The organism is Paenibacillus sp. J31R122, from assembly GCF_056269185.1.
This window is the reverse complement of the sequence record NZ_JBWDNM010000006.1, coordinates 1-12,576: the sequence shown is the minus strand read 5'-3', so window position 1 is coordinate 12,576 and position 12,576 is coordinate 1. Positions and strand designations below refer to the sequence as shown.

General features: G+C 48.0%; 12 protein-coding genes. 4 read left to right on the top strand and 8 right to left on the bottom strand.

Annotation, left to right across the window (positions count from 1 at the left end):
- The first annotated feature begins 12 nt into the window (after nt 1-12).
- The 3 genes from AC0YN7_RS11545 to AC0YN7_RS11535 are packed head-to-tail and all read left to right on the top strand — an operon-like array spanning nt 13 to nt 2,193.
- Nucleotides 13-711, top strand: a complete 699-nt coding sequence (locus AC0YN7_RS11545; protein WP_475810145.1) for a CoA transferase subunit A — start codon at nt 13-15, stop codon at nt 709-711.
- 24 nt (nt 712-735) lie between these two features.
- Nucleotides 736-1,398, top strand: coding sequence for a 3-oxoacid CoA-transferase subunit B (locus AC0YN7_RS11540; protein WP_475810144.1), 663 nt, complete (start codon nt 736-738; stop codon nt 1,396-1,398).
- An 18-nt stretch (nt 1,399-1,416) separates the two neighbouring features.
- Nucleotides 1,417-2,193 (top strand): 3-hydroxybutyrate dehydrogenase, encoded by a 777-nt coding sequence (locus AC0YN7_RS11535; protein ID WP_475810143.1) that lies wholly within the window; start codon nt 1,417-1,419, stop codon nt 2,191-2,193.
- Nucleotides 2,194-2,716: 523 nt separating this feature from the next.
- Here AC0YN7_RS11535 and AC0YN7_RS11530 read toward each other — a convergent pair.
- The 7 genes from AC0YN7_RS11530 to AC0YN7_RS11500 are packed head-to-tail and all read right to left on the bottom strand — an operon-like array spanning nt 2,717 to nt 9,963.
- Nucleotides 2,717-3,538 (bottom strand): HAD family hydrolase, encoded by an 822-nt coding sequence (locus AC0YN7_RS11530; RefSeq protein WP_475810142.1) that lies wholly within the window; start codon nt 3,536-3,538, stop codon nt 2,717-2,719.
- Nucleotides 3,531-5,066, bottom strand: coding sequence for a bifunctional metallophosphatase/5'-nucleotidase (locus tag AC0YN7_RS11525; protein ID WP_475810141.1), 1,536 nt, complete (start codon nt 5,064-5,066; stop codon nt 3,531-3,533). The genes AC0YN7_RS11530 and AC0YN7_RS11525 overlap by 8 nt, the downstream gene beginning before the upstream one ends.
- Nucleotides 5,056-5,652: a glycerol-3-phosphate responsive antiterminator gene (locus tag AC0YN7_RS11520; protein ID WP_475810140.1), complete on the bottom strand. Its 597-nt coding sequence runs from the start codon at nt 5,650-5,652 to the stop codon at nt 5,056-5,058. Before AC0YN7_RS11520 ends, AC0YN7_RS11525 begins: the two co-directional genes overlap by 11 nt.
- Nucleotides 5,630-6,895 carry an MFS transporter gene (locus AC0YN7_RS11515; RefSeq protein WP_475810139.1) on the bottom strand — a complete coding sequence of 422 codons (1,266 nt, stop codon included), beginning with the start codon at nt 6,893-6,895 and terminating at the stop codon, nt 5,630-5,632. Before AC0YN7_RS11515 ends, AC0YN7_RS11520 begins: the two co-directional genes overlap by 23 nt.
- 3 nt (nt 6,896-6,898) lie before the next feature.
- Nucleotides 6,899-8,242: an ABC transporter substrate-binding protein gene (locus tag AC0YN7_RS11510; protein WP_475810138.1), complete on the bottom strand. Its 1,344-nt coding sequence runs from the start codon at nt 8,240-8,242 to the stop codon at nt 6,899-6,901.
- A 20-nt stretch (nt 8,243-8,262) separates the two neighbouring features.
- Nucleotides 8,263-9,078, bottom strand: coding sequence for a carbohydrate ABC transporter permease (locus tag AC0YN7_RS11505; protein ID WP_475810137.1), 816 nt, complete (start codon nt 9,076-9,078; stop codon nt 8,263-8,265).
- Nucleotides 9,079-9,093: 15 nt separating this feature from the next.
- Entirely contained in the window at nt 9,094-9,963 is an 870-nt protein-coding gene (locus tag AC0YN7_RS11500) for a carbohydrate ABC transporter permease (RefSeq protein WP_475810136.1), read from the bottom strand.
- Nucleotides 9,964-10,303: 340 nt separating this feature from the next.
- Between AC0YN7_RS11500 and AC0YN7_RS11495 the strand changes: the two genes are divergently transcribed.
- Nucleotides 10,304-11,527: an RNA polymerase sigma factor gene (locus AC0YN7_RS11495; RefSeq protein ID WP_475810135.1), complete on the top strand. Its 1,224-nt coding sequence runs from the start codon at nt 10,304-10,306 to the stop codon at nt 11,525-11,527.
- A 73-nt stretch (nt 11,528-11,600) separates the two neighbouring features.
- On the opposite strand, the gene AC0YN7_RS11490 is transcribed toward AC0YN7_RS11495, so the two are convergent.
- A complete protein-coding gene (locus tag AC0YN7_RS11490) occupies nt 11,601-12,380 on the bottom strand; it encodes an endonuclease/exonuclease/phosphatase family protein (RefSeq protein ID WP_475810134.1) in 780 nt (259 codons plus the stop codon).
- Nucleotides 12,381-12,576 lie beyond the last annotated feature (196 nt).

The window sequence follows — 12,576 nt, the reverse complement described above, 5'->3', positions numbered from 1 at the left end:
GGAGCTGACAAAATGAAAAAAGTACTGACATCGTTCAAAGAAGCGGTTGCCGGCATTCAAGACGGCGCAACTCTGATGGTCGGCGGCTTCGGCCTCGTCGGCATTCCCGAAAATCTAATTCTGGCCTTGTCTGAGAGCGGAGTGAAAAACTTAACCGTCATCTCCAATAATTGCGGAGTTGACGATTGGGGACTGGGCTTGTTGCTTCGCAATAAGCAGATAAAAAAAATTGTCGCCTCTTATGTCGGCGAGAACAAGGAGTTCGAACGGCAAGTACTCTCGGGAGAAATCGAGGTAGAGCTGCTGCCTCAAGGTACACTCGCGGAGAAAATCAGAGCTGGCGGTGCCGGTATTCCCGCCTTTTATACCCCTGCCGGCGTCGGAACACCTCTTGAAGAGCATAAGGAAACGCGCGTGTTCGGCGGAAAAACCTATCTTCTGGAGGATGCACTGATCGCCGACTTCGCCCTGATTCGCGCTGCTGCTGCGGATAAAATGGGGAATCTGTCTTACAACAAAACCGCTCGAAACTTCAACCCCTTGATGGCTGCTGCAGGACGTACGACGATCGCGGAGACGGAGATATTAATCGATGATGGCTTTCTCGATACCGATCAAATCCATACGCCGGGAATTTACGTGCAGACACTGATCGTAGGCCAGCAGCAGAAACGAATCGAGAAACTAACGCTTACACAACGAAAGGAATAACGAAGATAACGAAGGAGGAGCCCCATGTCAGAGTTGTCCAGTCGCGAGAAAATCGCGATCCGCGCAGAGAAAGAGATTGCAGACGGTAACTACGTCAATCTTGGAATTGGAATTCCAACATTAGTCGCCAATTTCATTCCCAGGGAGAAACAGGTCTTGCTTCAATCCGAGAACGGTCTGCTCGGCATCGGCCCGTATCCAAGCCAAGCTCAAGTCGACCCTGATCTGATCAATGCCGGCAAAGAAACAATAACCGCTATTTCGGGAGCCTCGTATTTCGATAGCTCCGACTCTTTTGCCATGATCCGCGGTGGACATATCGATCTCGCCATTCTTGGCGGCATGGAAGTGTCAGAGTCCGGAGACCTGGCCAATTGGATGATTCCAGGCAAGATGGTCAAAGGAATGGGGGGAGCGATGGACTTGGTCCATGGCGCCAAACGAATCGTTGTCATTATGGATCATGTGAATAAAGACGGCAAGTCGAAAATACTAAATCAATGCACGCTCCCCCTCACTGGCAAGTCCGTCGTAGATAGAATCATAACCGATCGGGCAGTCATCGATGTCACTACACAAGGACTTATACTAGTGGAAGTGGCTATAGGATACACATGCGACGATATTTTAAATGCGACTGAGCCGCTTCTCCGTATCGCGGACAATGTGCTTTTAGATGCTTACTAAAATAAGGGGGGCAAAGAGGTGCCGAGCAAACAAGTCGTGCTTATTACGGGTTCTGCAAGAGGAATCGGGTTTGAAATCGGAAAACGATTCGCCGAATCAGGAGCTACTGTTGTACTGACGGATCTCGACGGACCGTCGGTGGAGCAATCGGCGGAGTCCCTTAGACAATCGGGATTCGATGCCTTTGGGATTAAATTGGATGTGACTTCAGAAGCCGAGATCGTTGACGTTATTCACACTGTCGAAGCCAACTGGGGAAAGCTAGACATTCTCATTAACAACGCTGGAATGCAATACGTTTCCCCTGTTGAACATTTTCCGACAGAAACCTTCGAACGGATGATTCAAATTATGCTCGTAGCCCCTTTTATTTTAACCAAGTTAGTTATTCCTGGCATGAAGAGACGGCAATACGGAAGAATCATCAATATCGCGTCCATCAACGGATTAGTCGGATTCGCCGGGAAAACCGCCTACAATAGCGCGAAGCATGGCGTCATCGGTTTGACCAAAGCCGTTGCGCTGGAAACAGCAGCAGACGGGATAACAGTGAACGCGCTATGTCCCGGATACGTGGATACGGTCTTGGTGAGAGATCAATTAGCGGATGTGGCTGCATTGCATCAAATCTCTCCCGATGACGCCTTGGACAAAATTATTTTGCCTATGGTCCCGCAGCGCAGACTTATTGACATGAAAGAAGTAGCGGAATATGCCATCTTCTTGTCCAGTGAACACGCGAAGGGAGTTACTGGGCAAGCAATCGTGATCGATGGCGGTTATACTGCTCAGTAATCCGAAGGAAACGGCTTTCCGTCTGCTCTCGTAGCAATGGAAAGCCTTTGCAAGTTTAATACCTTCATCTAGTGACTCTAATCAAAAATAGTGAACTATCGATTTTATATTAAGAGCAATTTATTCTAGTACACTATTCAAACGCGCAATGGTCAGATAAGCTTGCTGACGCGTATAAGTGCCCTTCGGACTGAACGAATCTTTACTCGTTCCGTTCAGCTATATTCATTCGATTTATTTTTTGGGAAATCCTTCTTATTGGGAGATTTCCCCTCCTTACATTCCCCGCAACCTTTATCGTCAGCATTCGTCTGTTTCATTTAGAGGAGAAGGAAATGATGTTAGGCATACGCATAGAAATGAAATAGTCGCTTACTCCGCTTTGCTGGCGGATAAGCGACTATTTTTTGATTATTGCTAATTTGCGGCGTTATCCTTTGCCCATGAAATTGATACTTTCGGAGGTCATCTCCTTGATCATGCCGTTTTTGAAGCTACAGAATCCGTTAGCTGCAAAATACATTTATTGTTCCATGTCCTTCAACCATTGCTCCAGCTTGACAGCAACGCCATCCTCTTCATTGCTGGCTGTCATTTCTGTTGCAATGGAAGCCAGCTCGGGAATCGCATTATGCATAGCCACTGTATGACCGCAGTAATGAAACATCGCTACATCGTTGAAGTCATCGCCGAAGGCCCCGATTTCCGAACGGGACAATCCCAGCCTGAGGGCGATTCCTTCTACGCCTGTTGCCTTACTGCTGGTTCGTGGAGCTAGCTCCACACAAGGAGCACTGGACAGCCTGTATATATTTAGCTCATCCCGAAAGGTTTCGGTTAAGTTGTCGACATCATATTGATGAGGGAGAAGCATCTTCGACGGTTGAAGCTCCCGTATGGTTTCGTCTGTGAGGATAATCGGATCCAATTGATTAGCGGGACCAAGGAAACAACCCTTCTCTTCCTCGCTTAAGAGACGGTTCGCATGCCAGCGATCCTCTACTTCCCAAATACAAATACCATCCGCATGATGCTTTAGCACATGTTGATGAACAAGGTGCGCCGTAACGTTAGTGATCGGCTGCTCTACTCGCCAGTCTCCTTCTGCATTAACCAAGATCGCTCCGTTGTTATAAATGAAATAGCTTGCAACCGCCAATTGCGGAAATAATGGAAGCACCAAGCGCGGCGGCCTTCCCGTTGCTATTATGATAATGCCACCGCTGTCACTGTAACGTTGCAGCGCCATAACTGTTCGTTCCGACAGAGTTCCATCCGAGCGCAGCAGCGTACCATCCATATCGAAGGCCGCCGCTTTGGGTGTTCTTCTTGTTGTGTTAATCAACCCATTCCCCCCCTATTATCCGCCAGTTCGGCGTATAATCCAATTGCAGAACGCGATGCGAGCCCGCGTCCCTCTCAAGTTGTTGTAAAAAAGGCTCGTCCAGCTCGAAAAGCCGTTTCATTCTTCGTAACATCGGATAACGGGAAGCTTGTTCGGCCAAATAGTTTGTCATGACTATCGTGAACATGTCGGTATACCGCACCGCTTGTCCCTGATACTCGCACGCCTGAAGACGATTGCCAATCGAACGCGAAACATCGATCGTATACTGAATGCCTTCGAACATAATGAACTGATAAAGCTGAAGATGCGGCTTAAGCCATTCCGCTTGCGGCTCCAAGGTATGTGCGTCATACCATGAAGCACTGACTTCCAGAGCCTCAAGCAGCATCGACCCCTCTATCTGGAAAACACTCAGCGAATCCATGTAAGGAAATATTCGCTGTACATCGCCACGAGTTAGTTGTCCAGATTGAAGCTGCAGCCTCTTTTCTCCGGTATAAGCTACCGCTGACAGCTGCGCGCGGCTCTCCTTCAATTGAACCTGATGCAGCCACTCCACAAGGGGATGCTCAAGGCGTGCCAGCTCTCGCCAATCATGAAGCTGAAGAAGCGGATCACAGCAGCATAAAGCTTTGTTAAGCTGATCCCTCGCCCTGTTACGAATATCCAGCACTTCAGCAAGCACCTCTGCCGATTCCTGCTGGGCGGTAATATCGACTATCCGTCCTTCCGTTTGCACCTTTTCCTCTTCGTGAGAAGAAAATCTTAGCATCACTTCTCCAATAGCGGCACCGTGTGCCCCGGGCTGCAGCATCAGCGTGTCACCCTCCCGTCGAACCCAGCGATTATGCTGGTGACCGGTTAGCAGAACATCAATGCCTTCCACCTCACGCGCCATGCGCAGCGCGGCATTCTCTTGATCCGTCGCTCCATCATCCTGTTCCAATCCACCGTGATAGCAAACGACGATGGCATCGACAATGGGTCTAAGATGCTTCACCACGGATTTAACCGTATCCACCTCGTCAAGCCATTCCCAACCTTCCAGCCGTTCCTTGTATTGCCAAGCCGGAACTCGCGTGGTCACCCCGATGAAAGCGACCCGTCTCGTCCCGAATGCAGCAATATAATAAGGTTGCGTTAGATTTTTTCCTGAGCGGTGACGAACGTTGGCAGCAATCCATATGCACGAAGAGGCGGCAATTACCCCTTTCAAATAAGGAAATCCATAGTCAAAATCATGGTTGCCGGGCACCACCATATCTACTCCGCTTGCTTGAAGAAGATTGCCGATCATCCTCGTGCCTCTTTCCTCCTCGTTCAAGGCGACATGATGCGCAAGCGGCGTTCCTTGGAGCAAATCACCGTTATCTATCAACCAGACGTGCTCCTGCGACTTGCGCCTGCTGAAGGCGTAGTTAGCAGCGCAAGCCAATGAACCATCAGACTGGCCATCTCCCCGCGTCCAATGTCCATGCACATCGCTGGTGTAAAGTAAGCATATCGTCTCTTCTTTACGGTGCATGATGTTCCCTCTCCAACGTATTCCACTCAATGGACCACAGCTCTGATTGGCTGGTTGAAACTGCGCAAGCGCCCGCTTCATAGAGCACCCCTACTTCCTCCGGCAAAGTAATGAGCCCGCTCGCGATAATCGGTACATTGTACTGTTCGGACAGCTCCCGAACGTTCTTCGGTAAGTTGCCCGGTGCAATATTGATGGCATCAGGCTGCAGATCGGCAATGACTTTGCCGCTCAGATCCAGAGAATGGCTGTCAAGCAGAAACATCGTCAGTATGCCGAATACACCGAGCCGCTTCGCCTCTTTCACCACATGCGCCTTGTTGCTGACAATGCCGCTAACAGCAACCTCGTTAAGCAGAAATTGAACGGCTTCCTTATCCTGGGATAATCCCCGGATCATATCAAAATACACAAATAAGTGCATACCGCTTCGTTCCGCCTGCTTGCTGAAGACCTTTAGCTCGCTCAGCGTTGAACGTACCAGAAATACATGACGCACTCCCATGCGCTCGGCTCGTACCATATCCAGCTCCGTCTTGACTGCCGCAATAACCGAAAACGGACTAAAAAGATGATGTAATTTCATAATGTCTCCCCCCGGTAATAGGTCGTAAACGCAGTACCCCGAAAAATACTGCCGCGAATGCTAGAAACAAGCTGGTTACTATAAAGAAGGCATGACCGGATGAAACGGACTGCTGCTGCACGCCAATGAGCCACGTGGAGCACGCTCCCCCCGCAAAGCCACAAGCAAAAAACAAACCCATGCGGGAAGCGGCAAGCGTCCCCCAATATTGAACGGCAAGTGCCGTCATGATAGGAAAGATCATCGCAATGGCCATCAGGAATGCCGCATATCCTATTGCGCCAACCACACCTGGAACAAAAGTTCCCCACGTTAGACACAATACACCAAGCGCCACGCACCGTTTAATACTGCCGCCATAACCCCAACGCTTTACGCTGCGGTTCACGCCAAGCCTGCTTGCAGTGAAGCCTGCAAAAGCAATTGTAAAGAGCCATGTCGCAAACGATGGTTCCAAATTATAGCTGCTCATCAATAAAGGACGGTACCATACGGTAAGACCGACCTCTGCACCAACATAACAAAAATACAGCAGTCCGAAGCACGCAAGCGGCAGAACAGAATCTCGCCTTGTGTGCTGTGCAGCGCCCCTCTTCTGATGGCTCGCGGTTGGAATCTCTCCCGTGAGCTTCCCACTTGACCGATCTGCCTCGCTTGGCGGCCAAGCAAGTCTTCTGCCGGTAAAAGCCAGCAGCACACCGAATATCGCAAAAGAAAACAGGATAAGCGGCCAAGCCGCCGCAGACTCAGAGGACGACCTCCCGCTAAGCACAAGATCAAGCGCAAGCGGCCCTATAATAAAACCGCAGCCCATCATAAAGTGCAGCCGCCCCAGCAGCTGTCCCGCTCGTTCCGGTGAGGCAGAGGGCAGTGCCACATTGCAAACCATGCCAACGATTCCATTTGCATATCCCACGATAAAGAACAAACTGCACCAAACCGCCGAACTAGAAGCGGACAGAAGCGCCAATAGGCCCATGCCGAAGGCAAAAATTACTTGGTGTCTACTATAGGCTCTCTGCCATCCCCACAATGCCGTTACACGGCCGGCAAGCACATTGGCTGCCAGCAATCCAGCGGAACTAAACGCAAATATTAGTCCGCTTGTTTTCGCGTCAAACTGGTATTCACCTAGAAAAAAGTCAGGCAAAAAGCCCTTCATAGACTCCATCATCCCGGTTACCAGCATCGACAAGCCTGTTAGAAGAGGCAGCGCCCAACCGATTGCAGCTGGACGCTTCACCTGTTACCACCCCAATATCTTTTCTATTTCTGCTGCTGCCTTGTCCAGCGCTACATCGCCGTCTATATCACCGGAGAAGGCTCCCTGGATATGATCAAGCATCACTCGCGTCGCCCGTGTTCCCGCATCGCCAGGCCAGTTGAACCAAGGCACAATATCCTCTGCCTGCTTATAAGTTGCAGCCGCCAGCGGATTCTCTTTCAAATAATCGGACATCAATTGCTCACGCGCGCTATCACGCACGGTCATGTACCCCATCTTCTGCGCTAGCATAGCTGAGGATTCCGGAGAGGTCGCGTATTTCACAAAATCCCACGCAGCCGCTTCCTTCTCCTCGTCGCTTTGGAACACATACAGTCCCGCTCCGCCAGCTGGCAAGCGTCGAGGCGTTTGCTCCTCCTCCCAAGTCGGGAGCATCATAATGCCTAGATTAAATGAAGAGTTCTTCGACAGATTAGCCAGATTGCCTGTCGTTGCGACCAGCATGGACAAATTGCCGCTTTGGAAAGCTTCCGCCGCCTGTGTGCCGTTCATTTGTGGAATGGACTTATCCTCTCGCATCATCTTTAGCCAATAGTTAAGCACTTCTTTTCCAGCCTCGTCATTGAATTGCACGTCTTTATCTTTGATGGAAGCGTAGCTTCCCCCTTTGGTCTCAAGAAGAGTTTGGAACATCCACGTGTCAAAGTCCATTTGGAAGAATACTCCCCCGCGATTCGGTTTTACAGCGGCAAGCTTCTTCGCCCATTCCTGAACTTGCTCCCAGCTCTCAGGCTGCTCAACTACTGGAATTCCAGCTTCCTTGAAGTGATCCAGGTTGACATAGATTAAAGGCGTGCTGACGAGAAACGGCAGTGACTGCTGCTTGCCGTCTATATCTTGGCCCAGCTTCAGCATCTGTTCCGTAAAGTCTTCGGTAGCATAACCTTCCTTATCAATAAAGGTGTGTAACGGCCTAATCGGCATCCGGGTGGACATAAACTCCCCATTTGCGTAACTCCCAATCGCCACCTCCGGCAGTTGGTTCGCCACCGCCAGCGTTTGAAGCTTCTCCAGCAGCCCGTCATAGAAGCCCTGTGTCTGTTCAGCTCGAACAATAACCTTGTTCTGCGAGGCGTTGTATTGATTGACAAGCTCCTCTATCGCTTCACCCTGCGAGCCGCCAAATACATGCATGAATTTGATCTCTACTGCTTTCCCCGTATTGGCTGCCCCGCTCTCTGTTGCTGCGGGTGACGCAGACGATTCCGAACTGCTTTCTGAACCTGTATTTCCTTGTCCACAACCCGCCAAAAGCCACATTAAAGCTGTAACCAAAAGGATGCTCAAACTGATACGTTGTTTCATTTCTATTCCTCCTATATTTTTTATTTTATGCCGCTTTGTAACGAGCTTTCCGTAAAGTGCCGCTGCGCCAAAATGTAGATTGCAATGACCGGCAGCACTGACAAAGTGGCGGCCGCCATTGTCGGGACCCATTCGATATAGCTGTCATTGCGAAACTGAACAATAGCTATCGGCAGCGTCATCTTTATCTCATCGTTCAATATTAGGAACGGCCAATAGTAATCGTTCCAGTTGTTCACAAACTGTATGAGTCCAACACCAAACAAAGTAGGCGCCGAGGCCCGCAGGTAGATATGATACAAGGTTTGGACGGAATGACAGCCGTCTACTCTCGACGCCTCCTCCAGCTCGCGAGGAATGGCCATAAAAAATTGGCGAAGAACAAAAATAGCGTACGCGCTTGCGATATGAGGTATAATCACCCCCTTGTATGAATTCACCCAGTCAAATGAATTGACAACCAGATAGACCGGAAGCATGATGGCCTGCGGCGGGATCATCATCGTACACAAGACGAAGAAGAACAAAGCTTCTCGTCCCCGAAATTGATATCGGGCAAAGGCATAGGCCGCGAGTACGCCGAGCAGCAGTTGACCAAACGTCAATATGCACGTAAGCAGCATGCTATTAGTAAACCAGCGGGCTATCGGTGCCTCACGGAACACTTGCAGGTAACCTTCCAGACTTAAGCTTGTCGGAATAAGAAGCGCGACGCGACGGAACGGATCAGAGCTGGGGGACAAGGAAACCGTAAGCATCCAGATAAACGGTACCAGCACCACCAGTAAAGAGATCAGCAACAACACATGCAACAACAGATTATTTCGTGACTTCAAGTTGCCAACCCCCTTCTACACCCATTGCGTGCGCTTCTGCATCCAGCGCACCTGTATGACAGTCAAAGCCAGCACGATGATAAACAATAGCGTCGCCGCTGCGCTGGCCGTGCCTGTGCTGAAAAATTGAAACGCCTCCTGCCAGATAAAGAACGCCCATACGTTTGTCGAGTTGTTCGGACCCCCGAGCGTCATAATTTGCACCGTAGCAAACACCTGCAAGGAATGAAGCAGAGTGATCGTCCAGACGAACATATGAACAGGCATCAACATTGGAAACGTCATATGGCGGAAGGATTGCCAACCATTCGCACCGTCTAGAGCCGCTGCTTCCTTCACCTCAATACTCAGTTGCTTCAAGCCGGAAATGTACAAGATGACGTTATAGCCAAAGGACATCCACACCCCTACGATAGCTACCCCGATAATCGCCAGCCGGGTATCTTGAAGCCATGCCAGATTGCCGATTCCGAATACTCCAAGCCATTGGTTGATCAGTCCGTTCTGCGGAGAGAACATTAAGGAAAACACCAGACCGGCCACCGAGACGCTCACGACTACAGGAACAAAAAACAATACTCGATACAAAGAGCGAAGCTTGCCAGCCCGTTCTATGGCAAGCGCATAAAGAAGTCCCAGTACAGCAGATAAAGGTACCGTAAGCGCCATGTACTGCAGCGTATTGCCGATGACCTTCCAGAACAAAGGCTTGCTCAGCACCTCTGCATAGTTACTCCAGCCGACAAATCGCTTCTTATCAAGGAGCAGGTCCCACTCCATAAAGCTGATATACAGGGAGAAGAAAAAAGGGAAAACAAAAAATATTGCGTAAAGCAGTAACACGGGTGACAAATACAAATATGGCTGCCAAGAAATTCGTCTCATCCTACGCCTCCTCTAAGCTGAAATAAACACAACAAAGCCCGTGACTCCCCTCAAAACTCCATCAGGAATGGAGGAGGGTAGTCACGGGCATTCTCTGCAATTAAGGCCCACTGCTCAGGTATTCAATTGCTTGATATCCATACTATATCCGGGAATTGTTAACAGAGTATTCGCTTTATGTGTATAGTTTGTAAATGCTATATAAGACAACCCAATTCTCCTATTCGATTTGCATCACTTCATCTGGTATATCACACCAAAAAAGTTTTTTTACTCGTATGTGGCTTTTTGCCCCTCAGCGGTGTCTAATTAAACGTAAGGTCAAGAGGAGGTTCTTACAATGTCTGGAGCTCATGACAAAGTTCCTGTTTATCCGGAAGAACAGGGAAACATCAAAAAGTTCGAGAATGACTATGATCAATATCGCAAAAGAATCCGCAACTATCTTTCGTTGAAAGTAAACCCTAATGCTGCGGATGACTTAACGCAACAGGTTTTCTTAAAGGCAATAGAAAACCTTCATACTTTTAAAGAGAATTCCAGTTTATTCACTTGGATTTTCAAAATCGCTCAAAATATAGTGAAAAACGAATATCGAAGCTTATCACGAAACAAAGAAATTACCCGTGACTTTACAGAATATGAATCACAATCTGTATCCCTAGATTTTGCTAAGTATGTCGAAATTCGCATTGATATTAGTTCCGCGTTAAAAAAATTAAATGAGTTAGACCAACAGATTATTTCATTACGTTTCTTCGTTGACTGTACCCTGTTGGAAATTTCCAAGATCATTGGAATGCGTGAAAGTGCGGTAAAGAACAGATTGTACCGATCGTTAGAGAAATTAAGAAGAGAATTGAAAGAATGGGGTGACATTACTATAATGTCTATTCAAGATATGATATCAATCGTAAACAAAAGTGAAGCAAATGACATGAATGATAGTTTGAAGAAAGTGCACCAAGACTTATTTAATGAACTTAAGGATAATGTTGAAAAAATTTCATCAAAATTCAATCATCAACCATCCAAAAAAATTATTATAGAAATTTATCCGGATCTCCCGACCTTCCATCAAGCTGTCGGAGAAGCAGATGCCCCAAATTGGTTCATGGGCACAATTGAGGGAAATATATTAAAAATTGTTTCTCCTTTGAACCCGGGACCAGAGCATACGTATCAAACCATTCTTAAATCCACAACACACCTGTTTACAATGTGGTTAATTAGCGACATTAATCCTCTTGCTCCCAAATGGCTGCGCCAGGGCATTGGTGGATATGAAGCGAAACAAATGACACCAGAATATATTAAAAGCACTACTTCAGATGCAATTCGCAATCATGATATTCCGACATTTCAACAATTAAACAACGATACTTGGGATTTTGGAACAATGAACGGATTTCAATTTTCTTATTTGATTGTAGAATTCATTGTTGAAATATATGGATTAGACACTTTAAACAAAATCATTAGGGATCCCAAAGATTTTAATGGGATCTTTCAACGTTCAGAGTCAGAGCTGCATGAGCAATGGTCCCAGTATTTGAGTCTGTAAAAAATTATGAGGCTAACCAGCTAAGTCTGGTTAACCTCATTTTTTGCGTTAAAATGAACATTAGACGGGGAGATTACCTATCCGAGGACAATATTGCGCATACGGGATAGTGGTCGGAAGGATAACGGTTCTCGTATTTTTGCCGATCCACCTCAACCTTGTCAACAGCGACGTCCGGCGTGGTGAAAATATAATCTATCGGCTCCCCGGCTGCGCCGCCCTGGAAATCATGAAAGGTTTGTCCCGCTTCCCCTACTCCTCCCTGCAATGCGGAAAAAGCGTCCCGGTACCCGGATTGCACTAGTCCACGAACTACAGCATGATCGGGACCTACGTTGAAATCTCCCGTAATAATGGCGGGAAGTCCGGTACACTCCCGCAAATGGCTAATTTTTTTCTTAATCAAATTCATGCCCTCTATTTGGGCTTCCTCGCTGATATGATCCAAATGAGTGTTAAAGACCAGGAACTCTGACTCCGATGCGGACTTGAATCGTGCCCAAGTGCACATGCGCGGACAGGCGGAATTCCAGCTTTGCACACCCAATCGATCGGGAGTCTCCGACAAACTGAAGTGTCCATATTCCACTACTTGCAATTTTTCCTTCTTATAAAAGATCGCACAAAATTCATCCGCATGTCCGCCTTGTCGACCTTCACCAATCCAGGTGTACTCCGAGAGATGCGGTTCCAAGTCTAGCAGCATGGCATACTGCCCTTCCTGGGTGCAAACGATATCCGCCTCATGATGTAAGATAGCTTGTGCAGCAGCAGGGTGCCGAAATGGCCAAGCATTCACCCCATCCGATTCCACATTAAGTCGCAAATTAAACGTCATTGCCTTTATATTCACATTCATCACCTCAAGAAAGATTTGCACGAAATTGGTTCCCTCAATCACCTTATAAAACATTATTCAGTTGGTCAAGGGTTTCGTGGAGAGCGTAAAATATCTTGTGTAAATAGATAAATAGCAAAAAGGAAGACCTTTTCTTGTAGAATGAAGTCACCACAACACCATTCACAGAAGAGAGGTCTTCCCTATGAAT